Source organism: Flavobacterium sp. FlaQc-47 (assembly GCF_044006475.1).
GTDB lineage: Bacteria > Bacteroidota > Bacteroidia > Flavobacteriales > Flavobacteriaceae > Flavobacterium.
Map to the genome: position 1 here is coordinate 492392 of NZ_JBIPCQ010000003.1, position 26999 is coordinate 519390.

The 26999-nt window shown below is 33.2% G+C and carries 22 protein-coding genes; 3 read left to right on the top strand and 19 right to left on the bottom strand.

The window, feature by feature from the left end:
- Nucleotides 1-225 precede the first annotated feature (225 nt).
- The 7 genes from ACHRVX_RS11715 to ACHRVX_RS11745 form a co-directional block, all read right to left on the bottom strand.
- Complete coding sequence (locus ACHRVX_RS11715) at nucleotides 226-801, bottom strand: Crp/Fnr family transcriptional regulator (RefSeq protein WP_395332376.1); 576 nt, start codon at nucleotides 799-801, stop codon at nucleotides 226-228.
- Nucleotides 801-1118, bottom strand: a complete 318-nt coding sequence (locus ACHRVX_RS11720) for a DUF6370 family protein (RefSeq protein WP_395332378.1) — start codon at nucleotides 1116-1118, stop codon at nucleotides 801-803. Before ACHRVX_RS11720 ends, ACHRVX_RS11715 begins: the two co-directional genes overlap by 1 nt.
- A gap of 2 nt (nucleotides 1119-1120) precedes the next feature.
- Nucleotides 1121-2338, bottom strand: coding sequence for a formate-dependent phosphoribosylglycinamide formyltransferase (purT, locus tag ACHRVX_RS11725; protein WP_395332892.1), 1218 nt, complete (start codon nucleotides 2336-2338; stop codon nucleotides 1121-1123).
- 117 nt (nucleotides 2339-2455) lie between these two features.
- Complete coding sequence (locus ACHRVX_RS11730) at nucleotides 2456-4330, bottom strand: U32 family peptidase (protein ID WP_395332380.1); 1875 nt, start codon at nucleotides 4328-4330, stop codon at nucleotides 2456-2458.
- A gap of 175 nt (nucleotides 4331-4505) precedes the next feature.
- On the bottom strand, nucleotides 4506-4964 hold the full coding sequence (locus ACHRVX_RS11735; protein ID WP_395332382.1) for a PA2169 family four-helix-bundle protein: 459 nt from the start codon (nucleotides 4962-4964) through the stop codon (nucleotides 4506-4508).
- 381 nt (nucleotides 4965-5345) lie between these two features.
- Nucleotides 5346-6533, bottom strand: coding sequence for a pyridoxal phosphate-dependent aminotransferase (locus tag ACHRVX_RS11740; RefSeq protein WP_395332384.1), 1188 nt, complete (start codon nucleotides 6531-6533; stop codon nucleotides 5346-5348).
- A 65-nt stretch (nucleotides 6534-6598) separates the two neighbouring features.
- Nucleotides 6599-7693 (bottom strand): fatty acid desaturase family protein, encoded by a 1095-nt coding sequence (locus ACHRVX_RS11745; RefSeq protein WP_395332386.1) that lies wholly within the window; start codon nucleotides 7691-7693, stop codon nucleotides 6599-6601.
- Nucleotides 7694-7800: 107 nt separating this feature from the next.
- On the opposite strand from ACHRVX_RS11745, the gene rsmG reads away from it, so the two are divergent.
- Nucleotides 7801-8430 carry a 16S rRNA (guanine(527)-N(7))-methyltransferase RsmG gene (rsmG, locus tag ACHRVX_RS11750; protein WP_395332387.1) on the top strand — a complete coding sequence of 210 codons (630 nt, stop codon included), beginning with the start codon at nucleotides 7801-7803 and terminating at the stop codon, nucleotides 8428-8430.
- Between the two features lie 88 nt (nucleotides 8431-8518).
- Here rsmG and ACHRVX_RS11755 read toward each other — a convergent pair whose 3' ends face one another.
- From ACHRVX_RS11755 to map, 8 genes are all read right to left on the bottom strand, one after another.
- Nucleotides 8519-9250, bottom strand: a complete 732-nt coding sequence (locus ACHRVX_RS11755; RefSeq protein ID WP_395332389.1) for a hypothetical protein — start codon at nucleotides 9248-9250, stop codon at nucleotides 8519-8521.
- A 403-nt stretch (nucleotides 9251-9653) separates the two neighbouring features.
- On the bottom strand, nucleotides 9654-11279 hold the full coding sequence (pruA, locus tag ACHRVX_RS11760; RefSeq protein WP_395332391.1) for an L-glutamate gamma-semialdehyde dehydrogenase: 1626 nt from the start codon (nucleotides 11277-11279) through the stop codon (nucleotides 9654-9656).
- Nucleotides 11280-11435: 156 nt separating this feature from the next.
- Nucleotides 11436-11822 (bottom strand): Co2+/Mg2+ efflux protein ApaG, encoded by a 387-nt coding sequence (gene apaG, locus ACHRVX_RS11765; protein ID WP_008467225.1) that lies wholly within the window; start codon nucleotides 11820-11822, stop codon nucleotides 11436-11438.
- Between the two features lie 79 nt (nucleotides 11823-11901).
- Nucleotides 11902-13164: a DUF5103 domain-containing protein gene (locus ACHRVX_RS11770; protein ID WP_395332894.1), complete on the bottom strand. Its 1263-nt coding sequence runs from the start codon at nucleotides 13162-13164 to the stop codon at nucleotides 11902-11904.
- Nucleotides 13165-13244: 80 nt separating this feature from the next.
- On the bottom strand, nucleotides 13245-16154 hold the full coding sequence (locus ACHRVX_RS11775) for a DEAD/DEAH box helicase (protein ID WP_395332393.1): 2910 nt from the start codon (nucleotides 16152-16154) through the stop codon (nucleotides 13245-13247).
- Nucleotides 16155-16281: 127 nt separating this feature from the next.
- On the bottom strand, nucleotides 16282-17055 hold the full coding sequence (locus ACHRVX_RS11780; RefSeq protein ID WP_395332395.1) for a class I SAM-dependent methyltransferase: 774 nt from the start codon (nucleotides 17053-17055) through the stop codon (nucleotides 16282-16284).
- A gap of 40 nt (nucleotides 17056-17095) precedes the next feature.
- Nucleotides 17096-17500 carry a GxxExxY protein gene (locus ACHRVX_RS11785; RefSeq protein WP_395332397.1) on the bottom strand — a complete coding sequence of 135 codons (405 nt, stop codon included), beginning with the start codon at nucleotides 17498-17500 and terminating at the stop codon, nucleotides 17096-17098.
- Between the two features lie 68 nt (nucleotides 17501-17568).
- A complete protein-coding gene (gene map, locus ACHRVX_RS11790) occupies nucleotides 17569-18387 on the bottom strand; it encodes a type I methionyl aminopeptidase (protein ID WP_213295625.1) in 819 nt (272 codons plus the stop codon).
- Nucleotides 18388-18682: 295 nt separating this feature from the next.
- Between map and ACHRVX_RS11795 the strand changes: the two genes are divergently transcribed.
- Nucleotides 18683-19939, top strand: coding sequence for a DUF445 domain-containing protein (locus ACHRVX_RS11795; RefSeq protein WP_395332399.1), 1257 nt, complete (start codon nucleotides 18683-18685; stop codon nucleotides 19937-19939).
- Nucleotides 19940-20119: 180 nt separating this feature from the next.
- Here ACHRVX_RS11795 and gpmI read toward each other — a convergent pair whose 3' ends face one another.
- A complete protein-coding gene (gene gpmI, locus ACHRVX_RS11800; protein ID WP_395332896.1) occupies nucleotides 20120-21637 on the bottom strand; it encodes a 2,3-bisphosphoglycerate-independent phosphoglycerate mutase in 1518 nt (505 codons plus the stop codon).
- 140 nt (nucleotides 21638-21777) lie between these two features.
- Nucleotides 21778-24207: a DUF5916 domain-containing protein gene (locus ACHRVX_RS11805; protein ID WP_395332401.1), complete on the bottom strand. Its 2430-nt coding sequence runs from the start codon at nucleotides 24205-24207 to the stop codon at nucleotides 21778-21780.
- A gap of 276 nt (nucleotides 24208-24483) precedes the next feature.
- Between ACHRVX_RS11805 and ACHRVX_RS11810 the strand changes: the two genes are divergently transcribed.
- Nucleotides 24484-25206: a murein L,D-transpeptidase catalytic domain family protein gene (locus tag ACHRVX_RS11810; RefSeq protein ID WP_395332403.1), complete on the top strand. Its 723-nt coding sequence runs from the start codon at nucleotides 24484-24486 to the stop codon at nucleotides 25204-25206.
- Here the strand turns inward: ACHRVX_RS11810 and ACHRVX_RS11815 are convergent.
- Together ACHRVX_RS11815 and ACHRVX_RS11820 are read right to left on the bottom strand one after the other, a co-directional pair.
- Nucleotides 25195-26778 carry a murein L,D-transpeptidase gene (locus ACHRVX_RS11815; protein WP_395332405.1) on the bottom strand — a complete coding sequence of 528 codons (1584 nt, stop codon included), beginning with the start codon at nucleotides 26776-26778 and terminating at the stop codon, nucleotides 25195-25197. The two genes, ACHRVX_RS11810 and ACHRVX_RS11815, sit on opposite strands and share 12 nt — an antisense overlap.
- Nucleotides 26779-26836: 58 nt before the next feature.
- Nucleotides 26837-26998 carry a GNAT family N-acetyltransferase gene (locus tag ACHRVX_RS11820; protein WP_395332407.1) on the bottom strand — a complete coding sequence of 54 codons (162 nt, stop codon included), beginning with the start codon at nucleotides 26996-26998 and terminating at the stop codon, nucleotides 26837-26839.
- Nucleotide 26999: the final 1 nt, after the last annotated feature.

Genomic DNA, 26999 nt, shown 5'->3' on the forward strand with positions numbered 1-26999 from the left:
AAGATATTAAGAGAATTAAGTCTTAGTCCTAATTAAGAATATTAAGTTTTGCTGTTAAATTTAATTCAAAGAAAAACCAGTTCATTGAACTGGTTTTTTTGTTTTTTTTGCCACGAATTTCACAAATTAAATTTGCTTAAAATTGAATTAAAAAATTCGCGTAAATTCGTGAAATTCGTGGCGAACAAAAAATCATTTAAATGTGTGCAATCTGTGGCTATAAAACTATTTCTTCAAAAGCCTGGCTTTCATCTTACTGAAAAATTCCGGCGTTACACCAATAAAGGAAGCAATTTGTTTTTGAGGTACTTTGTGTACCAGTGTTCCGTATTTTTTGCAGAATTTATCAAAACGTTCTTCGGCAGGTAAACTTAAATTATCCATTAAGCGCTGTTGATTGGCAACTAAGGAATTTTCGATTAAAATTCTGAAAAAGCGTTCTAGTTTTGGGATTTCAAGATATAATTGTTCTTGGTTTTCTTTAGATAGCGAAAGCACTTCTGCGTCTTCTAAAACTTCAATAAAAAGCTGTCCTGGTTTTTGAGAAAAAAAACTGTACATATCGCTTATCCACCAGCCGGCACATGAAAATGATAAAACATGTTCAACAATATTGTCGTTGATATTGAAGCTTCTTAAAATTCCCGAATTCACAAAATAAGAATGTTTACATACTTCGCCTGAACTTAATAAAATAGTTTTTGCTTTATAAAAATTAGTTTCTGTTTTTGATACAAACAACGCTTGTTCTTCTGGTGTTAATGAAACGTGTTTGGAAATATTTTCAAGAATTAAATTCATTATTTTTCTTTAATCAAGGTGAATGAAGTGGCTTTAAAACGTCCGTTTTCTACTTTTCCTGTAACAGAAGCTTTGCGGATTTTATTGCAAAAACCATCTTCTGCGTGTGCGTCGCCATGTTCGTCAATAGTTGTTCCATCAACAAAATAAGGTTTTCCGTCAATACGAATGGCTAAATCACAGCTTTTACCTTTCATCCCGAATTGACATTCGCCACAAGCAGTTTCTACAATTTGAGGTTTATCAGTTGTTTTTTTGTCTTGGGCTTGTGTTGTGATTCCTATAAACAGGAATACTATAAAGAATACTTTTTTCATTTTTAAGAATTTACTATTATTAATTTTGAAGTTGCTTTTGCGCGTTCTACAATTTCTTCGATTGGAGTTGCTAATGAATCATGGCTTAAAATAACACCCATTCGGCGATACGGTCTTGAAGTTGGTTTTCCAAAGATTCTGAAATCGGTTTTAGGTAAAGCGGCTACTTTTTCGATTCCGTTAAAAGTAGGATTGTTAGAATCTTCCGATGCTAGAATAACCGCACTTGCTCCGGCTTTTTCTAAAGTGATTTCGAAAATTGGAAGGCTTAAAATGGCGCGTAAATGCAATTCAAATTCATTGAAATTCTGCGTTCCGGCTAAAGTTACCATTCCGGTATCGTGTGGTCGGGGAGAAAGCTCGGAAAAATAAACACCATCATTAGTTAAGAAAAACTCGACACCAAAAAGTCCTGCGCCACCAAGTGCTTCGGTAATTTTTTCAGCCATATCCTGTGCTTCATATAAATCTGCTTCAGAAACTTTTGCGGGTTGCCAGCTTTCCTGATAATCTCCGCGTTCTTGTCTGTGCCCAATTGGAGAACAAAATAGAGTTGGATTGTTGTTTTGAGCAATCGTTAAAAGTGTAATCTCTGAATGAAAATCAACAAAAGCCTCTACAATAACTTCTATAACATCACCACGAGAACCTGCAACGGCATATTGCCACGCTTTCTCAATGTCACTTTCTGTTTTAATTGTCGATTGTCCTTTTCCTGATGAAGACATTAAAGGTTTTACTACACATGGAATCCCAATTTCCTGAACGGCTTTTTGCAATTCTTCTGCTGAAGTTGCGTATTGGTATTTGGCTGTTTTTAATCCTAATTCTTTTGATGCTAAATCACGAATGGCTTTGCGATTCATGGTAAAGTTGGCCGCTTTCGCCGAAGGAACAACCGTGATTCCTTGTTTTTCGTAATCGTAAAAACGTTCGGTACGAATGGCTTCTATTTCTGGAACAATAAAATCAGGTTTGTGTTTGGCTACGATTCGGTCCAGCGCTTCGCCATCAAGCATATTAATGACTTCAAAGCCGTGTGCAACTTGCATGGCCGGAGCATTTTCGTAACTGTCAACAGCAATTATGGTTTGTCCGATTCGTTGTGCGGCAATGACAAATTCTTTGCCTAATTCACCTGAACCGAGGAGTAGTATTTTCATTTTGGAGTGTTGTAATGTTTGAGTAGTAAAAGTAACTAAAAATGTTTTTAACCGCAAAGTTAGCAAAGGGATTACGTAAAGAACACAAAGCTGTGCGTAGTGGTAAAATAAAAAAGGTTCACAAAGATTATTAAAACCTTTGCGAACCTTGCGTAATCCCTTTGCGTTTAAATCTTAATGAAAATGATCTTCTTCAATTTCAAATTCGGCATCTTTTTCCCAAATTTCCATTTCACAAGGTTTGCAGTTGAATTTTAGTTTGTATTCAAGCTCGCCTTGTTTTAAAACCAAAGGTTCTTTTACTTTAACCCCCATGATATCTTTTTGGTGTATTGGGCATTTTTTTAATTCGTATTTGATGCAATATTTGGTAGTCATCACGCGTGATTTTCCAGGATCCCATTGCAATTCAAATGCTTTTTCGATTTCGGTTACACCGTGACGTTCGTAGAATTTACGAGCAGTCTTGTTCGAAACGTTGTACATGAAATCCAGTTTAGTTTCAGGATATGGATGTGACGTTTTTACCAATTGATGTTCTTCACGTTTGTAATTTGCCAAACGAATCTCTGATAATTGGTCGAAAACGTTTCTTCGCATTTCGTTGATTTTTGAAATAGGAAGGAACCAGTTTTGAGAGAACATTATATTGATTTCATCAGCAGTATAAGGTGTGAAACCTGTTTTTGCCAATTGTGTTTTAATATTTTCTTCGATTGACTCTCCGGTTTTAGTCTGCTCTTTTGAATGTTCTAATTTTACGATACTTACATTTCCGTCTTCGTCCGTGGCGATTAATTCGAAACCAGTTTCATTTTCAGTAAGTAACAAACTAGTGCTTAATTTACGAACAGCACTGTCTTCTCTTTCAACAATCTTAATAAAAGCCGCATCATTGTTACGGTAAATAAAAGTTCCGTCTTTTACTTCTTTTAAAACGTTAGGATATATTTTACCGTTTTCGGCTTTGTTTACGTAGATTCCGTCGGCTTCGTTATTTTCGTTGATGAAACAAAGTCCGTCACCATTGTTTAATAATTCACCGTTTTCGATTTCGTAAGCATTTCCAACCGTTCTGATTAGTTTTCCAATGTATTGTCCTTTTGATTTTGGGCTTTCCCATGAACCAATACTGTGATTTCTATCATTTACAAAATAATCCGTATACCCGCGGTTAAAAGTTCTGCTTAAAGAAGAATCGAAAGTATAGGTGCATTTTCCGGATGAAGCTTTCATGTATTTATCACTTCCTTCGGCTTCTAAAAAGCTGTCTAATTTTTGACGTAAAAAAGAAACGTTGTTTTTTACATAAACTACATCTTTTAAACGGCCTTCGATTTTAAAAGAAACGATTCCCGCTTCAATCAGATTTGGAATCTGATCTGAAATATCTAAATCCTTGATAGAAAGTAAGTGACTGTTTTTGATTAGCGTTTCTCCGTTTCCATCAATTAAATTATAAGGTAAACGGCAGTTTTGAGCACAAGAACCACGGTTGGCACTGCGTTCTCCGTTGGCCACACTCATATAACAGTTTCCGCTGAAGGATACGCATAAAGCTCCGGTGACGAAAAATTCTAATTCAACATCAGCTTCGTCGTAAATCGTTTTTATTTGATGTAAGTTCAATTCACGCGCTAAAACAACACGTTTGATTCCGGCATCTTTAAGGAATTTTATTTTATCCGCGTCACGATTATTGGCTTGCGTGCTTGCGTGAAGTACGATAGGAGGTAAGTCCATTTCCATAATTGCCATATCCTGAATAATCAATGCATCAACGCCAATATCATATAACTGATAGATCATTTGATGGCAAGTTTCCAGTTCGTTATCGTACAAAATAGTATTCATAACGACAAATACCTGAGCATTAAATAAGTGTGCATATTTTACTAATGCGGCTACATCTTCAATCGAATTATTAGCATTCGAACGTGCGCCAAATTGTGGAGCACCAATATAAACAGCATCGGCACCACTATTTATGGCTGCCATTCCTCCAATTAAATCTTTAGCAGGAGCTAATATCTCTATCTTCTTCTTCATTTCTAAAACTTTAAGCTTCTGTGGTATTCACGGAAAAAGTTTGCAAAGTTCATATATTTTATTTGAGTTTGCTAATGCTGAAGTGACTTTTTTTGAAATAGTTTTGTGCTAAAAACAAAAAAAACTACTTGATTAATACCAAGTAGTTTTCCTTCTCAAAAAATAGTGCCAATTATTATGACAATTTTTTCGCTTTGATTTTAGTCAAAGTATTTTCGATACTGTTTAATTGTTTTGAAACAATACTGATTTGACTTCCATCAAGATGATTTTCATCTAATGCCGATTTATATTTTTCAACAGCAGCTTCTTCTCCGGTAATACAAGCATTGATAATAGCTTCAGTATCACCACTTGTAAAGGATGATTTAATATCAATCCATGCACGGTGTAATGCTCCTAGTGGACCTCCGCCTGCTGTATCAGTTGATTTTCCCAATTTGTTGATTTCGTCTTGTATCTCTACAATGAATAATGCACGTTCACGGGCATAATCTAAAAAATCAGTTTTGATTGCCGGGCTGTCTACGTGTTCAGCGGCATTTGTATATCCTAGTTTTCCATCTTCAAGAATTGAAATTAATCCTTCTAGTGTGCTAACTGCTTTTTCTGTGGTTTCATCTGTATGTATCATAATATAATTTTTTAATTAATGTATATTACAAAGGTGGGACTTTACAGAAACTTTTGTTTTACAGAATTTTACGCGTGATTTATAAGATTGTAGAATGGGAATTTTGAAAGGTTGTCGGGTTTGCCATCAATTACATTAATTTTTACGAATTATAATTCAATTTGTTATTGTGTTTTCTTTAAAACTTAATAATCTCACATTACTTGTTTGCGTGAGGGATAGCAACGAAAAGCCCACAGCCTGACGAAGGAAGTGCGAGGACTTGCAGTGAATAGCCCGACCCGAAGGGGCACGCCCAAAATGACTTAATAAAAAAACAGCTTAAAAAATAAAGTGATAAAACTTTAAATCTTAAGCTGTTTAATAAAATTATTTATGGTGTTATGCTAAAGCTTCTTTGATTCTTTTTAAAGCTTCTTTTAATATATCGTCACTTGTTGCGTAAGAGAAACGAATGCAATTAGGATTACCGAAAGCGTCTCCGGTTACCGTTGCTACGTTTGCTTCTGCTAAAAGATACATTGATACATCGTTTGCATCTTTAATTTCAGTTCCTCTTAAAGTTTTTCCGAAGAAAGAAGAAACGTCAGGAAAAACGTAAAATGCTCCTTCCGGAACGTTAATTTTTACTCCTGGAATTTCTTTTAACAATCCAACTACTAAGTCTCTACGAGTGTGGAAAGCCTGAACCATATGGTTTAAGACGCTTGGATCAGCTTCTACAGCAGTAATTGTAGCGCGTTGTGCTACTGAATTTGCTCCTGAAGTTACTTGTCCCTGAATTTTTGTACATGCTTTTGCGATAAATTCCGGTGCTCCTATGTAACCAATTCTATATCCAGTCATGGCAAATGCTTTTGCAACTCCGTTTACAGTAATGGTTCTTTCTAACATTCCCGGAATAGACCCGATGCTGCAAAAAGTTCCTGAGAAATTGATGTGTTCGTAAATTTCGTCAGCAACTACATATATGTTTGGGTATTTTTCTAACACTTTTGCAAGAGCTGTTAACTCTTCTCTGCTGTAAACAGATCCGGATGGATTACAAGGAGAACTGAACCACATCATTTTTGTTTTTGGTGTGATGGCAGCTTCTAATTGTTCCGGTGTAATTTTGAAATCAGTATCTACAGATGTTGGGACTTCGACTGGAACTCCTCCTGAAAGTTTTACAATTTCGAAGTAAGAAACCCAATATGGTGCAGGTAAGATAACCTCATCACCATCATTTAACATTACTTGTGCAATATTATATAAAGATTGTTTTGCTCCTGTAGAAACTACAATTTGAGTGGGTTTGTAATCTAGATTATTATCTCTTTTGAATTTTTTGCAAATTGCTTCTCTCAATTCTAAATAACCTTCAACCGGAGAGTAGGTGCTGTAATTTTCGTCAACTGCTTTTTTAACCGCTTCTTTGATGAAGTCAGGAGTATTAAAATCCGGTTCACCTAAACTTAAACTGATAATGTCTTTTCCTTGTGCTTTTAATTCACGTGCTAAAGCAGCCATTGCTAAGGTTTGTGATGTTGCTAAGTTGTTGATTCTGTCTGAAAGAATATTATTCATTATAAAATTTTTGAATGTCCTTAATTTCAACTTTATTAAGGAAGGTTAATTATTAATAGGTTTTTTTATGCTAGTTCCGGTTTCATTCCAAGATCTTTCAAATGCTTGTAATGTGCAATCACAGCTCCTCTCATGGTTCTGAATTCATGATAAGGCAAGTTGCATTCGATCGCCGTTTGTTTTACAATTTCGGCAATTTTTCCGTAGTGAATATGACTGATATGTGGAAAAATATGGTGCTCAATCTGGTGATTTAACCCTCCGGTAAACCAGTTGATTACTTTGTTTTTTGGAGCAAAATTCGCTGTTGTATATAATTGGTGAATTGCCCATGTATTTTCCATTTCGCCGTCTTCATTAGGAACCGGGTTTGAAGTTTCTTCAACCACGTGTGCTAATTGAAAAACAACACTAAGAATTAATCCTGCTGTATAATGCATAACGAAAAAGCCTATCACCACTTTCCACCATGTTACGCCCAAAATCATTGGCAAGGCCATCCAGATTAAAACGTAGATTATTTTTGTGATTACCAGAACAGTCCATAATATAGTTGGACTTTGTGGTGCTCCGTAAGATAATTTTCTTCTCAGGTAGTTTTTCATTTGCTTGAAATCAGTTGTTAAAGCCCAATTAAAAGTCAAAAGTCCGTACAAGAAAAAAGAATAATAATGTTGAAATTTATGAAAACGGTGCCATTCGGCATTTTGTGTAAAACGAATAATTCTTCCGGCATCAAGATCTTCATCATGTCCGTGAATGTTAGTATAAGTATGGTGAAGCACATTATGTTGTACTTGCCAATTGTGTACGTTTCCGGCCAGAACATAAATACTTCCGCCCATAATTTTATTAATCCATGATTTAGAAGAATAGGATCCGTGGTTTCCGTCGTGCATTACGTTCATTCCAATTCCGGCCATTCCAATTCCCATAAGAATGTTTAATAACAATTGTGCCCAAAATGGCATATTAAGAGTTAGTATCAAAAAGTACGGTGTTAGGAAAACAGCAAATAAAATAACGGCTTTTAAGTGCAGCTTCCAGTTTCCGGTTTTCTGGATGTTATTCTCCTTGAAGTAATTGTTTACTCGTGAGTTAAGAGTTCTGAAGAACTTCAGATTGTCTTGTTTAGCAAATGTAGGCGCAGTGTTATTCATAATTGATTTAAATAGTTTTCAAAGATAATTATTATAAATTTTCAATTTGCAAAATTGAGTTAAATATTTCAACTGTAAAGTAGTACTTTTGTTAAAAAATTAGAGCAATGGATGAGATATTGAAATATTTTCCGGATTTGACCGATATTCAAATCGAACAATTTCAAAAATTAGACTTTTTATACCACGACTGGAATGAAAAAATCAATGTGATTTCAAGAAAAGATATTGATGCATTATATACAAAACACGTTTTACATTCGTTAGGAATTGCAAAAATCATGAAGTTTGAACCAGGAACAACTGTTCTTGATGTTGGAACAGGTGGAGGATTTCCCGGAGTCCCTTTAGCGATTCTTTTTCCGGAAACACGTTTTTATCTGATTGATGTAATTGCAAAAAAAATAAAAGTAGTTCAGGGTGTTGTTGATGCATTAGAATTAAAGAACGTAAAAGCGGAACAATTGCGTGCCGAAAATGTAAAAGGCGATTTTGATTTTATCGTTAGTCGTGCTGTAACCAATATGCCGGACTTTGTTTCCTGGATTAAAGGTAAAATTAAAAAACAGCATAAGCACACTTTGAAAAACGGAATTCTATACCTAAAAGGTGGCGATTTAGCCGAAGAATTAAAAGATTTTCCAAAAGCTACTTTATATGATTTGTCTACAATTTTTGACGACGAATTTTTCGAAACTAAAAAAGTAGTGCATTTGCCTTTGAAGTTTACGTTTTAGTTTATTTTTAAAATATTAAAATAACCCGACATTCATTACTTTGTGAATTATGTCGGGTTTTTTATTGAGACAAATTAATATCTAAAAATTAAGAGGCCTTTTTTGAAAAGCACAAAAATTGATTGGCTTCTATATCTAAATTATTTATTAAATCATGGATTGCTTTTTCTGATGCCTCGTGCGAATGTAGAAATTCAGGATCAAAGAAAAAATTGCGGCAAATCACTGCCTCATGAGAGGAATCATAAATAGCTTCGTCAGTTTCATCTAAATTATTTTTAATGTATAGAGAAGGATATTTGCGTTGTAATTCTAATATAGTCCTGCTAAACCATTTGTCAAACACTTTTTTTCTTGGAGTGATATGACGAGTTAATAAAACAAGTCCAGTAAGTTCGCTTTGAAGAAGGTACGAACCTTTTCTGTACATAACATCAATCATTCTCACATTCATAAGGGCGATCCATAATGGTCCGTTTACATGACCACACGCATTGATGTCAAAATCAGAATCAAATACTAGTGGTTTTGTGTTTTCTACATTATCAATAGAACACCACAAGGCTTCGATTCTTTTTTCAATATCATTATTTGTTTTTGTATATCCTGTAAATCTCCAATAGATCCATTCAAGTAATGATGCTGTCAGACCTACTGAACCTTTATGATTAATCTGTAATAATGCATTTTCCAGCTCTTCATTTCCTTCTAAAGGATCTAAAAATTGATTGATTTTCTTTTTATTCCATTTAAAATCAATTGCATGACCAATACTCTTTGATTCGACAATTATTGGTGGAGTGTTTTGTAAATTTTTCATTGTTTTTCTTTTTTTATTCTTTACTGATTTTTTTTAGAATTTAATTGGTTTCATCTTTTTTGCTAACAATTAAATCTTGCGGTAAATTTAAGTTGACAATTATTTTTAGTGTATTACAATAAGTTTTTAAAGTATTAAAATAAGACTAATTATAAGGGTATAACAGTGAAAACCAATACAATAAGAAAAGTATTACAAAATATTATTTTCAGACGAGAAAAAACAATAAAGTTAGATAAATCTTAAAAAAATGAATGTAATTAAGTGTTTATTAATGAGTATTTTAAATGAGTTTAGAAAAAATCTAATAAGCGTGTATAATTAAAAAGCAAAAGCCGAATCTTAATTAAAAGATTCGGCTTTTATAAATTTAAAGTCTGAACTCTAAAGTCTAAAATAGATGTTAACCTAAGAAAGGATATCTATAATCTTCTGGAGTTACAAAAGTTTCTTTAATAGTTCTTGGAGAAGCCCAACGCAATAAGTTCAATGCAGAACCTGCTTTATCGTTAGTTCCTGAAGCTCTCGCTCCACCAAAAGGCTGCATTCCTACAACCGCTCCTGTTGGTTTATCGTTGATGTAAAAGTTACCTGCAGCATTTTGCAATTTTGTAGTAGCTACTTCAATAGCATAACGATCCTGGCTAAATACAGCACCAGTCAAAGCATATTCAGAAGTAGTATCAACTAATTCTAAAGTCTCTTCCCATTTTGCATCTTCGTATACATATATAGTAATAACTGGTCCGAATAATTCGGTTTCCATTGTAGTATATTTTGGATTTGTAGTTACAATAACTGTTGGCTCAATAAAGTATCCTACAGATTTATCATAATTTCCTCCAATGATAATTTCAGCATCAGCATCTTTTTTAGCCTGATCAATAAAACCGGCTAATTTATCAAAAGAACCTTCGTGAATAACTGCTGTAATAAAGTTTCCAAAATCTTCCGGAGAACCCATTTTCATGGATTTGGCATCAGTAATTAATTGTTCTTTTACAGCTGGCCATAAACTTTGCGGAATATAAGCTCTTGAAGCTGCAGAACATTTTTGCCCTTGAAATTCAAATGCGCCACGAGTAATTCCTGTAGCAACTTGTTTAACGTTAGCACTTGGGTGTGCAATGATAAAATCTTTACCACCAGTTTCACCAACGATTCTTGGGTATGTTTTATAGTGGTGGATATTTGCTCCAATTTTAGACCAGATATCTTTAAATACATGAGTTGATCCTGTAAAGTGAATTCCGGCAAAATCACGACTTGCTAAAACAGTATCAGTAATCATTAAAGCATCTCCAAAAACAACGTTGATAACCCCGTCAGGAACACCAGCTTCTTTGAAAACATCGATAATAATTTTTGCAGAAAAAACCTGACTGTCACTTGGTTTCCAGATAACAACATTACCCATCATGGCAGCACTTGCAGGAAGATTTGCAGCAATAGCAGTAAAGTTAAAAGGAGTAATAGCGTAAACAAAACCTTCAAGAGGTCTGTACTCTAAACGATTCCATGTAGTAGAATCAGATTTTGGCTGATCTCCGTAAATTTGAGTCATAAATTCTACGTTGTAACGTAAAAAGTCGATCAATTCGCAAGAAGCATCAATTTCTGCCTGGTGAATATTTTTAGATTGACCAATCATTGTAGCTGCATTAATACGAGCTCTGTAAGGACCCGCAATAAGTTCAGCAGCTTTTAAGAAAATAGCAGCACGTTGTTCCCATGCCATGTTAGCCCATGCTTTTCTTGATTCAAGAGCATTAGCAATCGCTTTTTCAATATGTTGTTTTTCAGCTAAGTGATAAGTTCCTACAATGTGTTTGTGATCGTGAGGAGCTGATATTGTTCTTGTATTTCCAGTTTTGATTTCTTCGCTTCCAATGTATAACGGAACGTCAATTTGAGAATTCCACATTGTGGCATAAGCCGCCTGAACAGCTGCTTTTTCTGGTGAGTTAGGTGCATAGCCCTTTACAGGCTCGTTTACCGCTTTTGGTACATGAAAGAATCCTTTTAGCATTTTATTTAAAAATTAGATAATTAGACAATTTAAGGGTTAGATAATTTAATTTGTTACGAATAATCTAACGGTGCACAAAAGTACAAAGGATAAATTAATAATTTGACAATTTTGTGATTTAGATAACGATAAAAAAGAGCGTTTTTAAGCTCGTTTTTAATTTAAAGCAAAAGGAGCACACATTCTAAAAGTAGGAACAATTACTTTGAATGTTTTAGTAGTAGTAAAGTTGATCATATTAAAGTGACCTTTCATTGCACCATATGGTGATGATAATAAACAGCCTGAACTGTAAGTGTGGTTTTCACCAGGTTTTAAAACAGGTTTTTTCCCTATCACGCCTTCTCCGTCAACAACCTCTAAATCATTTAAGGAATCAAATATTTCCCAGTGACGTGATGTTAACTGAACTGAATCTTTGCTGTGATTTTCGATTGTAACTACATAACTAAAAGCAAAGTGAATCTTATAGTTCTTGAAGTAAGTACCTTCAAAACTAGTCAAAACAGAAATTTTTATGCCTCTTGTGATCTGAGAAACCATACTAAAGTAGTATATATGTGTGCGTTATAGGAGCAAATCTACAAAAAAAAATCTTTCGTTCGAAAACCTTAACAATGTTTTAATTTATGATGTTTATTGAGTTGGCATTTCCTTTTCCTATAACTCTTTGATAACGATCCATGGTTTCTTTATAATAAACTAATATGGTGTATTCATTCTCAGTTTGATAAAAGTTTCCATCAATAGCATTTTCATAATCAATAGTGCCTTTTTTATCCGCAATTGTATATTGAAAATTAGTAAAACCCTGCTTGATCATTACCGCTTTTTCATAAACCCCTTTGTCTGTATTATAATCCATTTTGTATTCTGGCGACAAACTGTAATTATTGAACATTCCGGTAATATAGATGTCCTTAGTCGATGATCTGAAAGTAGGAGCAGAAAGGCTAAAGTAAACCCACGCATAATCAGCTTCGATTTCGTTATTGGAAGCGTTTATATTTTTTACAACAAAATTACCGTTTACATCTTGATATAAAGAGTAAATTTGATTGGCTCTTGCCGGATTCGTATATAAATAAGCATTGTAAATATCATTGTTTGCACCAACTCTTCCCACATTGTTACTTGCAGCGCGGATATCTTTATTTTCAAAATATAAAAATTCATTTCCACCCCAGAACTGTGTTTCCTTATCATATTTATAGACCAATTGATTTCCAATTGTATATTGTGGAGGGACATTTTTAATAGCAGTATTCAGATTACCATTTTGCAGCAATACTATTTTTACATTTTGTAACGGAGTCTGAAAAGCGATATCGTTCGATAAAACTGCAAAATCCAGATTTTGTTTGTAATTAATATTAGTCACATCACGGCTTCGTTTTACCTGGGCAGTAACGGTTGAATGATTTTCATATAAAATAAATTTTCTGGAGAAAACAACATCTTTGTCTTCATTCAGGATTCTAAGCATATAGTTTCCTGAAATTCGTAATTGCGTAGTAAACTGATTTGGGAACGAAAGACGGTAATGAGAAAAAACCTGAAGTGTATTAAATGAATTTACATAATCAGTAATTCGTTGATTGTCAAAGCCGCTGATATAATCAGTTTTAGGAATATCAGTAGGTTTCCAGTTATAATCACAATGTATTATTTCAAAGTAATAATTGGCTTCATTGCCAAATAAATCATCAAATTGAAACATAAAAGTATCGCCTAGTTCAAATATAGGAACAACATTACTTCCGTTTTGAACAAACGAAACTGTTTTAATATTATATGGAGGATCAATCTCGGTTTGTACTTCCTGGGCTGTCGCCGAAGCAAAAATAAAAAGCAGCAGAAGATTTTGAAACAAAAATTTTGGTATCATAATACGTTGTAAGATTGTAAATATAACAATTTCTATAACGAAAAATAAGACATTTTATTGGTTTTGAAAACAATTTATCAGGAACCCAGAATGAATTCCAGATTAACTGCGATTTCGTCGTTAATATAGCTTTCCTCTAAAAGAGAATCAGATAATAATTTTTTGTTTTCCTGTAGTTTTATTATTTTTTCCTCAATAGTGTTTTTCGAAATAAACCTGATAACATTTACTTTATTTAATTGCCCAATTCGGTGCGCTCTTCCAACGCCTTGTTTTTCGGCAAAAGGATTCCACCACGGATCCAGGAATAATACATACGAAGCTTTGGTAATATTCAAACCTACGCCACCTGCTTTAAGCGAAATAAAAAATAACAAAGGATTTTCTTTTTCCTGAAATAAATTAACCTGCTGTTCTCTTTTTTTAGAGGGAGTCTCACCTGTTATTTCACAAAAATCAATTTTATTTTCCTTGCACCAGGCGGTATAAAAACTCAAATTAGTAACAAATGAACTAAAAATGATGGTTTTTTGTTTTCCTTTTACTAAGTTTTCCAGATAATTGGTTACTGCAATATATTTACCCGAATCAATTTCTGACTCCTGGTCAATCATTTTCGGATGATTACTGAGCTGTCTTAGTTTCATCAAAGTATTGATAATACTAATTTTGTCCGGACTGGATCCATCTGTTTTTAATAAAAAGTTCCGAGCCTTTGATTTTTCTTTTTCATATAGTTTTTCCTGTTCAGGATCCATATCACAATAATAAATCTGCTCTGTTAATTCTGGTAAATCCTTTAAAACCTGTTCTTTGGTTCGTCGCAAAATATAAGGCTGGATGAGGTTTTTTAATTCAGATAAACTGTCTTCATCTTGTTTTTTCTCAATTGGAATTTTAAAATTTTCTGCAAAAAAAGAATAAGTCCCTAAAATATCAGGATTTATAAATTGCATTTGCGACCATAAATCATCTAATGAGTTTTCGATAGGCGTACCACTTAAAGCGATTTTATGAGCCGTGTTTATTTTGTTTATGGCTTTAAAAATCTTAGAATCCTTATTTTTAATATATTGACTTTCGTCCAAAATTAAATAGCGGAAATTGTATTTTTCTAAAATTGAAATATCACGATGAAGAATACTATAACTGGTAAAAATCAAATCAGATGATTCTAATCTGTGCGCTAATAATTTCCTGTCATTTCCCACATATTGCATTTTTGAAAAATGCGGAGTAAATTTTTGAGCTTCATTGTACCAGTTAAAAACTAAGGATGACGGTAAAACAATCAAAGTTTTTAAGGGTTCTTTTTCAATAGTAGTTTCGTTTTGAAACAAATCAAAATTTGTAGTTTTAGTTGTGAAACCTAATTGTTCCTGCACAGCAACTAAAACCGCTAAAGTCTGCAATGTTTTTCCAAGTCCCATATCATCAGCCAGACAAGCGCCCAGATTTGAGTTAAAATGACCCAGAAGCCATTTTACTCCATCAATTTGATAGGGTCTTAAAGTTGCTTTCAATAAATCCGAAGACGAATATGCTGCTTCGTAAATTGGGTTTACATCTTCTTTAATTTCCGGAATCGCATCCAGAGCAGCAAAATTACTTTTGCGTAACAAAAGATTTCCGTTTTCTGTTTTGGCTAATTTTGACAACGAACCATATTTGCTCAGCCATTCCAGCGGAATTAGAAAATAGTTTCCGTCAGGCAATAAAAAGAGTCTTTCTTTGCTTTTTATATTTGGAATAATTTCGCTAAAATTGATAGTGTAAGTCCCAATCGAAATAATTATTTTGATATCAAACCAGTCTTCTTTTGTTTCTCCTTTTGAAGTTGAAATAGTATGTTTTGCGGTAATAATTTCTTTGCTTTCCAGCTTCAGGTTTTGAATTTCAAACCCTAAGCTTTCCAGTTCTTCTTTACGATCAATAATGAATTGAATATTGGCATACGGATCATGAATTTCCGTATCTGAATTTCTTCCAAATAATTCGTTTTTGATTTTTATTAAACCAATTTCAAGTAATTTGTCTGTATAAAGAATTTCATCAGCACTTCGTTTGAACTGAATTATTTTAGGTTCGTTGATAACGCTAAAATCAACAAAGGAATGTGTTTTTTTAGTTTTACTTGCATCAAATAAATAACCACTATAATCGAAATAAAGGTTGAGGTAATAACAGTTTTTAAAGAAATCATAAACAGGCTCAATTGTACAGGAAACAATTTTATCCCTAAGTTCAATTTCAAAACCAGTTGCCTGAATGTCTATTTTTTTTGCTATTTCTGGAATAAAATTCTTAAAATAATTATCAACTAATTTCGAGGGTATTGCGATCGATTTCTTCGTTAAAAACGGTGAAAGCTTTTTAGAATTAAGGTCTTTTAGCTGTCCTAATTTTTTGTCGATAATTAACCAGCCCGGCTCGTCTAAAAGAATGTCTACGCTATGATTCATAGGTAGAAATGAAGTTTCGTTTTCTTTTAATGACAAGGTATAGGTGATTCCGTCATTGTGTTTGTCAAATTGAATCTGAGGTTCAAATTCCAAAGGATTTGTGCTGACTCTCCAACGATAAAAATCCTTTTCAGCACTCATATTTACAGATAGCGGAAATTGTTCTTTTATAATTAAATTATAAAAGGATTCTAAGTTAAATTGTAAATACTGACGAATAGCAAAATCAATTTTGGAATCTTTTTGCAAGTCGGTTATTGTTTTTGCTGACTTGATTTTTGTGCTGAATTTTTTGAATATAACTTCAGGTTTTAAAGATTCGCAAATCGTCAATATTTTTTTTGTATTCGAATCTAAATTTTCAAAAACGATAAAAAAACTTTCCAGTACGTCTTTAGTTGCTTTTTTATTTAAATATTTAATGGTGTCAGTATTCTCAACAATATAGGCAGTTGGAATATAATGATTCAGGTTTTTTTCAAAACTGATGTCAAAACAAAATTGAAATGATTGAGAGATATCCAAGATTAGTGTTTGGTTTATTTGTAATTAGGGAGTTGTATAAATTCAAAAAGTTTTCAAATTATTGCTAATTTGAAAACTTTTTAAATGAATTTAGATCACTTATAGGATTGAAAAAAAACTATTTGTTTTAGTTTTCTGGCTTGAAGCAAAGCGGAATAATTTCTCCTTTTGCCAGACAGTATTTCTCTACTAATTCCGGAGTGATTTTGTTTGTATAATCTTCTTCGATTACGATAAAACCAATACTTCTTAATTTATCAAAATAATCACGACCGTAAATACGAACGTGATCGTATTGTCCAAATATTTTAGCGCGTTCTTTTTGATCTGTAATAGTATCGTCAGCAAAAGTTACCGCTCTTGATAAATCCTGCGGAATTTGTAGAATCGCCATTCCGCCCGGTTTTAAAACACGAAATAATTCCTGCATGGCTTTTGTGTCGTCCGGAATATGCTCTAAAACGTGATTGCACAAAATAACATCATATTCATTGTCTTTAAAAGGCAAATTGCAGATATCTGCTTTTACATCTGCCAAAGGCGAAAACAAATCTGTTGTAGTGTAATCAAGATTTTTTTGCTTGCGGAACATTTTATAAAAAGCCTGTTCAGGAGCAAAATGAAGCACTTTTTTTGGTGCCGTAAAAAAATCTGTCTGATCGTTTAAATACAACCAAAGTAAACGATGTCTTTCCAGCGAAAGTGTACTTGGCGAAAGCACATTATTACGTTGTTTTCCGTAGCCGTAAGGCAAAAACGATTTAAAACTTCTTCCGTCAATCGGGTCAGTATATTTATCTCCTTTTAATGAAAATGCCAAAATCGGACGAGCCACATAGCTCAAACGAATTAATAATGGACGCGGTATTGTATTAAGTACGAGTTTAAATAATTTTTTCATGAGGTTATTTCGCAGAGTTACACGAAGGAGACGCGGAGTTTCACAGAGTGTTTATAAATCTTTTTATGTTATTTTTTAAAATTTTTGAGTCAAAATTAATAAGAAGACCCAATGGATAATTACCAAGTTTTAAATATGTTAATATTTGTGCAAAATGTACTTCTGTAAAAGCTTCAACAGTTTTTAATTCAATAACAATCTTGTTTTCAATTAATAAATCAATTCTGTATCCGTGATCTAATTTTATATCCTTGTATATTATTGGTAACACTTTTTGCTTTTCAACAATTAAGCCTGAATTTACAATTTCATAGTATAAACATTCTTGATAAGCAGATTCTAATAAACCTGGTCCAAGTTGTTTATGAACTTCAATTGCGAGTCCAATTATTTTATAGGTTATGGCATCTAGTTGATTACGAGATTCGTTGTTTTCTTCAAACATTTTAAGAAAGGCTTATAAATAAATTTTGTGAATCTTGGCGTATATCTTTGTGAATCTCTGTGTTACAGCTATAGAACTAAAGGCACTTTTCTAAATTCATCTTCTTCCGTACTTTCTATTCCTAAGGCTTTATAAACATAATAGAAAGTCGATAAAATTTCTGGTTTTCCGTCAATTAAAGCAACGTCGTGTTCGAAATGCGCACTTGCTTTATTGTCGGCAGTTGTGATAGTCCAGCCGTCTTTATGTTGTTTGATGTTTTTTGTTCCAAGGTTGATCATTGGTTCAATTGCAACGACCATTCCTTCAATAAAAAGTTTCCCGCGACCACGTTTTCCGTAGTTTGGCATTTCTGGTTCTTCGTGCATTTTTTGCCCTAAACCATGACCCACTAATTCACGTACAACACCGTAACCATGAGCTTCAGTATATTTTTGAATTGCATTTCCAACATCCTCAACACGATTCCCGGCTTTAAATTCTCTGATTCCTACGTAAAGAGATTCTTTAGTTACCTGTAAAAGTTTCTTTACTTCCGGAGCAACTTCTCCAATTTCAAAACTATACGCGTGATCACCGTGATATCCGTTTTTAAAAGCACCACAATCTACAGATATAACATCACCACTTTTCAAAGGCGTATTATTTGGTATTCCGTGTACAACTTGTGAATTGGGACTCATACAAAGTGAATTCGGGAAATCATACAAACCTAAAAAGCTTGGAACAGCACCGTGATCACGGATAAATTCCTCAGCTAATTTGTCTAAATATAATGTGGTAACTCCCTCTTTGATTTCAGAAGCAATCATTCCTAATGTTTTAGATACGATCAAAGCACTTTCGCGCATTAATTCTATTTCTTCACGTGATTTTACAATAATCATAATTTCGGATTTTCAGTTCGCAAAAGTACGATTTTAATATTATTTTTTATTTAAAATTTTCGCTGCGAATTTCACGAATTAGCAAGAATGTGTATTGACTTAAAAATTTAATTTTCACGAATCAAATTGATTTAAAATTTCATCTTAAATTAATTAGTGATAATTAGTAAAATTCGTGGCCAACTTTTTTTGATTTCCACTTCGGATAAACAATAAAAATTAATAAATCATGTCTTTTTCAGATAAATATTTGACAGAAAAACCGTAAATTAGTAAGAGTTAAAATTATCTAATTATGGAAACGTCTGTAGATCAGGAAAATATATACAAGAAAAAAGCTTTGAACAAAATGAAAGGGAACGCTTTGGCACTTTTGGGTGTTGCTGTCCTTCTATTTATAATTGCTATTTATTTTAAAATCCCCATGTTGCAGGCTTTCAGTGAAGCTGCTATGGTGGGTGGAATTGCCGATTGGTTTGCGGTTGTCGCATTGTTTCGTCATCCGTTAGGAATCCCAATTTGGCATACAGCGATTATTCCGACCAAAAAAAATGAAATTGGAGAAAATCTGGGCAGTTTTGTCTCAGAAGAATTTCTGAACAGGGAGAAATTAGAAATCAAACTTGAAGAATTCAATTTTGCTACAAAAGCTTCAGATTGGTTATCGCAGGAAGAAAACGCCGATAAAATTGCCAATTTGGTTGCGGTGAATATTATTCCGGGGATTTTAAAAACAATAAAAGATGAAGATATTAAAAGATTTATTCAGGTTCAGTTCAAAGAAAAACTCGAAGCGATAAATTTTGGTGATTGGGTTGCATTGGCTTTAGAACCTTTACAAAAAGGACAAGTAAAAGATCAATTGCTGACAAATGTTCTGGAAGTTATGGCGACAGAATTGAGCAATAATAAAGATCTGATTCGGAAAAAAGTAAAACAATCAACACCATTTTTAAGTTTTGGCTTAGCCGATAAAAGCATTTCGGAAGGTATTTTTAACGGATTGTATGACTTTTTAAACGAAGCTAAAAATCCGGAAAGTGAAATTAGGCTTAAAATAGACGAGTATATTAATGACTTTCTGCTTAAGGTAAGAAATTCTGAAGAAATGAGAATAAAAATCAACAATATGATTTTGAGCTTTACGGGTAAAAAAGAAGTTCAGGATTATATTAACGGAATCTGGGATGAAATAAAATTGTCAATTACCAGAGATTTGGACAAAGGAGATGAATCTTCTATCAAAAATAGTATTTCGGGATTAATACAAACTTTTGGAAAAGGGATTCAGGAAGATGACGTTATGATTGCCAAAATCAATAATTTCATTAAAAACGATTTGCTTTCGATTCTTTTAAATAATAAAAAAGTGATTGGAGATTTAATTTCTTCAACGGTAAAAAGCTGGGATGGTAAAGAAGTTTCAGAAAAATTAGAACTTGAAATAGGAAAAGATCTTCAATACATTCGAATCAACGGAACTTTAGTTGGAGGGCTTATTGGAATTATAATCTATTGCGTAGAATGGACGTATCACTACTTTGTAGTTTAACTATAAATGGAAATTAAACCATACAAGAGATATAAGATATTATAAATTTTTGGCAGTTTTATAATGGCGAATAATTATGCAAAAAAAATAAACCATATAAGAGATATAAGTTATTATAAGCTTTTCGCAGCTTTATTAAATGAACTTATATCACTTATATGGTTTAAAAATTTTATACGACTACAATAATGAATGACAAGTCATTGCATTAGGTTGCTGAACTCCCATTAATTCTAAAATGGTAGGAGCAATGTCGCCAAGAACCCCATCGTGAATACTTTTTAATTGTTTGTCAACTAAAATAATAGGCACTGGGTTTGTTGTGTGTGCAGTATTTGGACTTCCGTCAGGATTAATCATTGTTTCACAATTTCCGTGATCGGCAATTACAATTGTTGTATAATCGTTAGCAAGAGCTGCTTCGATAACTTGTTTAACACATTTATCAACAGCTTCACAGGCAAGAATTGCCGCGCTCATAATTCCGGTATGACCAACCATATCCCCATTTGCAAAATTTAGACAAACAAAATCTACTTCGCCTTTATTTAATTCAGGAACAAGAGCCGCTGTAAGTTCAAAAGCGCTCATTTCCGGTTGTAAATCATAAGTAGCCACTTTAGGAGAATTTCTTAAAATACGGGATTCGCCTTCAAACGGAGTTTCTCTACCACCGGAAAAGAAAAACGTTACGTGCGGATATTTCTCCGTTTCGGCAATACGAATTTGTTTTTTGCCTGCTTTTTCTAAAACCTCACCAAGAGTTTCAGTAATATTATCTTTATTGTAAACTACTTTTACGTTTTGATACGTATCATCATAGTTGGTTAGCGTAACATAATACAAGTTTAACTTGTGCATGTTTTGCTCGTGAAAATCGTGTTGCGAAAGTGCTTCTGTAAGTTCGCGGCCCCTGTCAGTTCTAAAGTTGAAAAAGATAACAACATCACCTTCAATAATTGTTGCTAATGGTTTTTCGTCTTTGTCAACCATAACAATTGGCTCAATGAACTCATCAGTTACATGATGTTCGTAGCTTTCAAGAACACTTGCTACTGCATTTTTAGATGGCGTTCCTATTGCATTTACAACTAAATCATAGGCTAATTTTACGCGTTCCCAACGTTTGTCACGATCCATTGCGTAATAACGACCAATAATCGAAGCAATTTTTACAGGAGTATCTTTAATATAATCTTCTAAATCGTGAATGTATTTTGCTCCGGATTTTGGATCAACATCACGGCCATCAGTAAAAGCATGGATAAAAACATTTTCTAAACCATATTCCTGCGAAGCATCAATTAATCCGCGTAAATGCGAAGTATGAGAGTGAACTCCACCATCAGAAACTAATCCTACAAAATGGACTTTTTTATTGTTTTCTTTAGCATATGTAAATGCATCAACCAGAACCTGCTCTTTTGCAAGGGTTTTATGTGCTACGGCTAAATTTATTTTGGCTAAATCCTGATATACAATTCTTCCGGCTCCAAGATTCATGTGACCAACTTCACTGTTTCCCATTTGACCTTCCGGTAAACCAACATTTAATCCGTCGGTTCTAAGTTGTGCGCTAGGGTAATTTTGGTAAAGACTGTTTATAAAAGGAACATTTGCATTGTCTATTGCAGATACTTTAGGGTCAGGAGATTTTCCCCAACCGTCTAAAATCATAAGGATTACTTTTTTGTTCATCATTTTTTGTTTTCTACAAAGATAAGCCATTTCTAAAATTTGTACGAAAGCATTGTTACAAATTATGGTTAATAAAATGAAGCGTATTAAAAAATACTAATTTAATTATATAAGTGTTTATTTTTTAAAATTAATTCACGCTATACTCTCTTTCTAACCTTATTTTTGACGGCGTTATAATCAATAAAATATTTCATACTTATTGAAAAAATGTGTTTTAGTGCATCATTGTTTAAAAGTCCGGTTACATTATGTTTGAATTCTTTGTCAATAACGCGTTCAAAATTAGAGGCATTATTTCTATATAAGACAGAGAGTTGACTTCCCGGAGCAAACCACCATGAATAAGATAAATCCGTATTCCAGGAATAAAAACTTGAATTTTTGTTTTCTGTATATGCCGTGTAAGAAGTTAAAGTTCCGTCTTGCTGAAGCTCAAGATTTTCCTTGTTTTCTGCAAAGGACCAATATTGCCTAACGGCTAAATTAAGCGTCATTGTACTGTTTAAAGCGTATTTTCCGGACAAGGTGTTAGAATAGGTGATTACATTTCTATTGACAAAAATAATAGTTTCGGGCGTGTTTTCATTGTCGTCATCATCAATACTGTCGATATAACCTTTATTATTGTTTTTTCTGTTAAAACTAAAAGTATAGGTTAGTAAAAGTTTATCGTTAAAGCGATATCGGGGACCAATGTCTACGCCATACGCCATTCGTCCGGCTTCATCTGTAAAAACAATTGAAGGATTTAAATCCAAAGCAAATTTCTTATTGTAATTAGTCGAAATACTTCCCCAGGCTTCTATTTTTCTTGGAATTATAACATAGCGATTTTCGGCTCTTGGTTCATAATAATCATTAGACTGTAAAGGGAAAAATGTGAACCCTAATCCGTAATAATTGTTTTTTATCGTAGAAAGATTCACCTCTGAACTAATTTTGTTTTCCTGTACTTTTCCGGATTCCTTATTAAATTCGACATACATATCGTAATCAATTTTAAAAGTATTAAAAAGTTTGGTAGGATTTAAAATCCTGTAATTTCCATTTCCGTAGAAGTTGTAGTAATTGGTGTAAAAATTAATTCCCAGATCATTTGGATCAAAATCTTTGGTTACAAAATCTGATCCCACGCTGTAGCGATAATTTCCTGTTGTTTCGGCAAAACTTAAAGTGCTAAAAACACCACTTTTATCCTGGATATCATTAATAAAACTGTATTTCACATTTCCTGATAAATTATAAGTATTTGCTTTTGTGTTCAAATCCCAGGCTAGCCCGGTAATATTAGCATCTCTGAAATTTCCGTTTCGGGTTACATTTGTATTAATAAGAGTTATCGAAGAATTTTTGCGAAAGCGCTGATCTAAAACTAATACATTATAATTGGTTAAAGGTTCTACAACTTCACGTCTTGTTTCGCCCGAAATTGTATCTTTAATTGTTGCAAATGTTTTTTCGGTAACGGCATTTAAAATCCCTACCCCTAAGCCTTTTTTCGTTCTTCCGGAAACTTTTAAAGCATTGATGAGGTTTACATTTTGAACTTGTTCGATGATTTCCTCATTTTCATTTAAAGTAGGTTCAACAGATGGTCGTCCGCCAATTCTTCTGGAATAAAACATATTTCCTTTATTGAATAAATCAGTTCCTTCAGTAAAAAAGGCTCGGTTTTCATTGAATTGCTGCTCAAACGGACCAAGATTTAAAATTTGATCATCGTATTTTGTTTGTCCAAAATCAGGAATCAAGATAGCATCAAGAGTAAACGCATCGTTGATTCCGTATTTAATATCCATTCCACCCTTCATTGTGCCATATGTTTTTTGACCATCCGCCGCATTTAAATAAAAAGAAGCGTACGGCATTAAAAATAATCGGGTAGGAGGTTTGATATTTGCTATTCCTTCTAAAACACCATTTTGTTGCGTGAATGTTCCAATTTTTGTGTCAACTAAATTCCAGGTATATTTTTGACGGTCCCGTTTTATTTCCCTGAAAAAATTAATTCCCCAGGTTTGTTTGTCTTCTGCTGAAAAGCGTAGTGCGGCGTAGGGAATTTTTATTTCTACCGTCCAGCCTTTATCCGTTAAAATAGCTTTGCTGATCCAGACAGCATCCCAGGAATAATCTTCTCCGTTGGCATCTGTCATGATGCAATCGCCTTGCACATCAGCCGCTGACACAAAAAATTCAAAGTTTTGCTGACCGTCATTAAAACCGTTTATAAAAACGCCAAAAAGATCTGCAGTTCCAAAATTATCACGCTGCGAAATTTCTTTTAAAATTTTATCAGGTTGATTATCATACATTAATGCTCCAATATAAATAGCGTCATTATTGTATACAACCTTGATTTCAGTTTTTTGAGTTTCCGGAATTGGTTTTCCGTTATCAGGTTGATACATCACAAAATCTGTGGCTATCGCAGCGCTGTTCCAAACAGGTTCATCTAATTTTCCGTCAATAGAAATGCTCTCCGTAATAAATTGAGATTGTACTACTTTTTTTTGTCCATAACTCCAAAAAGTGAACAAAAGAAGGAAGTAAAAAAAAGTTTTTTTCATGAATTTCTTAAAAGGTACAATAAAATAGACGGTTTTTTGTTCTACTTGTTACAGTATAAGTTTCAAAATTACCATTAAATTTTATTTTTATTAAGAAAATAGGTATAAACGTTAAGTTTTTTGACAGAAGAAAAAATCTTACAGAAAGATTCGTTTTATGTTAATTATGTTAAATTTTTAGCAAAAAAAGCCTGATTTTCAGTCCTATATTTTGACAACCTACAAATTTTTATACTTTTGTCAAACCCAAATTTATTATTAACCTAAAGAAATTGAATGATTTACAAAATTTATCCACTTCTAGTGTTTTTGCTATTATCTTTTGGTAAAGATTCAAATAACACTCCTGAGCTTAAAAAAGTATCGACAAAGACCATTGCTAAGGTTGAAAATTTAACTGTCGAAGCTAAAATTGAAAACATTTATAACACCTTAAATCCTAACAATTTTAATTTACCAGAACTTAGAACTTTTTCTGAAGCCTTAAAAGGGTTTTACTTATTAAGAGAAAAAGGAGTTATTCAAAAAGACATTTTAACTGTTATTGACTTTAGTTTGTCATCAAATATCAAACGTCTTTGGGTAATTGATTTATCAACAAACACTATCTTATTAAATTCATTAGTTGCTCACGGCAGAAATACCGGAGAAGAATTTGCTTCTGATTTTTCAAATTCAAATTCATCTTTTAAAAGCAGCTTAGGTTTTTATGCGACTGGAGAAGTTTATAATGGAAAACATGGTGCTTCATTAAGATTGGACGGACTAGAAAGAGGTGTTAACGATCATGCCCGTGAAAGAGCTGTTGTGCTTCATGGTGCAGATTATGTTTCTGAATCGTTTATCAGAGATCATAAAAGATTAGGAAGAAGCCAGGGTTGTCCTGCAGTTCCGGTTGCGCTTACAAATGAAATAATTGAATTAATAAAAAACAAATCGTGTTTGTATATCTACCATCCTTCAAGAAGTTTTATGATGGAATCAAAATTAATTTCTTAATTTAGAATACAAATCCGAATCCAGATTATAAATATCAGCTCTGAACAAGAGCTGATTTTTTTTGCTCCAGGCTGTCCAGTACCATTGATACAAAGCGTATTTTTTTACGATTTTAATGCTCGTTGTTTTCTTTGAAGCAATTATGGTATCAATCCTGTCTTTTGACCATTTCTCAGAATCATCTAAAATATGTTGTGCTAATTCTAACGGATTTTCAACGCGCACACATCCGGAACTTAAAGAGCGATTGTTTCTTCCAAAATTATTGCGATGGTTAGTATCGTGTAAATAAACACTATGATGATTAGGGAATAAAATTTTCATTAATCCTAAAGCATTATTATATCCGGGACTTTGTACATAACGGTAATTGCCCGGTTTATTTTCGTTCCATGCGTTTGGGTCCACCACATTTCCGGCACTATCATAAATAGTAATATTTTTTTTGGCTAAATAATTTCTGTTTCGTTTCATTGCAGGAACAACATCTTCTTTCAGGATTGTTGGCGGAACTGTCCATGTTGGATTAAAAACAACCGTTTTTAATATTGATGTGATAACAGGTGTTTTTCTTTTGCTCGTTCCCACAACAACATTTCTTACTAAAGTCGTGTCCTGACTTTCTACAACATTCAGGCTGTAATCGGGAATGTTGATAATGAAATAGTTTTCGGCTAAATCATTATTGTACCATCTCCATCGTTCTAAATTGGCGATAATTTGTTGTTTTCTTTTTTCTTTAGAATAGTTTAATGCATTTATGGTTCCAACTCCAATCACGCCATCAGCAGCTAATCCGTGTCTTTCCTGAAATTTCTTTACAGATTCAAAAGTTTTTTGATCATAAATTTTCGTCAGACTGTCTTTTCCGGACATGTCTTTCCAGAATAAAAGCCTTTTTTTAATGTTGATCAAAGCTACATTTGTATCATGTAATGTTATTTTATTTACAGATTCAATGGTTTTAATATCATCATCAGGAAAAGTATTAATGATTTCAAGCGCTTTTAGTAATTGTTTATAAGTAGATGCTTTTGATTGAATATTGTCAACGACACTATCTAATTTGTTTTTGTTGAAAGCTTTAATAAGGATATTATTGACATCAAAAGTTTTCTCCTCCAGATCCCAGTTGTTATATAGCTTTTTAGGATCTAATTTTCCTTTATAAAGATGGTTGAGGTATTTTTCAAAATTATAAGTCAGTAATATATCATAAGTTGAAAGATCAGCATCGCTCAGATTACTAATTTTATCTTCGAACTTTTTTAATTTCGAAGCCTTGTAATCTTCAGGGTTAAGACCTAACTCTTCTGCTTTTGATAATTGCGCTAAAACGTAGGTTCTCTTTTTTAGATTTCCCCAAACGGTTTTATTTTCAGATGAATTGTAAAATTGTTTCAGAGTTTCACTTTTAAAAGTGCTTAGAAGTGCAGTATCAATTTGTACTTTTCTTTCATCAGTAAGTATAATTGCAGGAGCAGTTTTTTTGATCGCAGGAATAATTTTGGGTGTATCTTTTTTGCAGCCAACAAAAATGCATATTACCAATAAAAAGTAAAGTTTGTTCATTCTCTATAATTTTTAAACATTAAATAATGTCCGCCAATGTCTTTAATGTCAAATGGTTTTACCTTGGGGGTTGGTAGTCCATTTTTTTATAAAAACCTACAGCTGCGGTTCTGGCGTTAAACCAAATCAAATCAACTTTGTTAGCATTGCAGTAGGTTTCACAATGCTGGACTAAAGCTTTTCCAAATTCGTTTTTTTGATGCGTTTCTAAAACTGCCATC

Bases quoted from the DNA above. Each gene is read 5' to 3' on its own strand.
- ACHRVX_RS11795 (WP_395332399.1), top strand. From the start codon at position 18,683: ATGGAAACGTCTGTAGATCAGGAAAATATATACAAGAAAAAAGCTTTG.
- map (WP_213295625.1), bottom strand. From the start codon at position 18,387: ATGATTATTGTAAAATCACGTGAAGAAATAGAATTAATGCGCGAAAGT.
- ACHRVX_RS11730 (WP_395332380.1), bottom strand. From the start codon at position 4,330: ATGAAGAAGAAGATAGAGATATTAGCTCCTGCTAAAGATTTAATTGGA.
- ACHRVX_RS11720 (WP_395332378.1), bottom strand. From the start codon at position 1,118: ATGAAAAAAGTATTCTTTATAGTATTCCTGTTTATAGGAATCACAACA.
- rsmG (WP_395332387.1), top strand. From the start codon at position 7,801: ATGGATGAGATATTGAAATATTTTCCGGATTTGACCGATATTCAAATC.
- ACHRVX_RS11745 (WP_395332386.1), bottom strand. From the start codon at position 7,693: ATGAATAACACTGCGCCTACATTTGCTAAACAAGACAATCTGAAGTTC.
- apaG (WP_008467225.1), bottom strand. From the start codon at position 11,822: ATGGTTTCTCAGATCACAAGAGGCATAAAAATTTCTGTTTTGACTAGT.
- pruA (WP_395332391.1), bottom strand. From the start codon at position 11,279: ATGCTAAAAGGATTCTTTCATGTACCAAAAGCGGTAAACGAGCCTGTA.
- ACHRVX_RS11755 (WP_395332389.1), bottom strand. From the start codon at position 9,250: ATGAAAAATTTACAAAACACTCCACCAATAATTGTCGAATCAAAGAGT.
- ACHRVX_RS11780 (WP_395332395.1), bottom strand. From the start codon at position 17,055: ATGAAAAAATTATTTAAACTCGTACTTAATACAATACCGCGTCCATTA.
- ACHRVX_RS11805 (WP_395332401.1), bottom strand. From the start codon at position 24,207: ATGAAAAAAACTTTTTTTTACTTCCTTCTTTTGTTCACTTTTTGGAGT.
- ACHRVX_RS11740 (WP_395332384.1), bottom strand. From the start codon at position 6,533: ATGAATAATATTCTTTCAGACAGAATCAACAACTTAGCAACATCACAA.
- ACHRVX_RS11820 (WP_395332407.1), bottom strand. From the start codon at position 26,998: ATGGCAGTTTTAGAAACGCATCAAAAAAACGAATTTGGAAAAGCTTTA.
- ACHRVX_RS11735 (WP_395332382.1), bottom strand. From the start codon at position 4,964: ATGATACATACAGATGAAACCACAGAAAAAGCAGTTAGCACACTAGAA.
- ACHRVX_RS11715 (WP_395332376.1), bottom strand. From the start codon at position 801: ATGAATTTAATTCTTGAAAATATTTCCAAACACGTTTCATTAACACCA.
- ACHRVX_RS11785 (WP_395332397.1), bottom strand. From the start codon at position 17,500: ATGTTTGAAGAAAACAACGAATCTCGTAATCAACTAGATGCCATAACC.
- gpmI (WP_395332896.1), bottom strand. From the start codon at position 21,637: ATGAACAAAAAAGTAATCCTTATGATTTTAGACGGTTGGGGAAAATCT.
- ACHRVX_RS11810 (WP_395332403.1), top strand. From the start codon at position 24,484: ATGATTTACAAAATTTATCCACTTCTAGTGTTTTTGCTATTATCTTTT.
- ACHRVX_RS11815 (WP_395332405.1), bottom strand. From the start codon at position 26,778: ATGAACAAACTTTACTTTTTATTGGTAATATGCATTTTTGTTGGCTGC.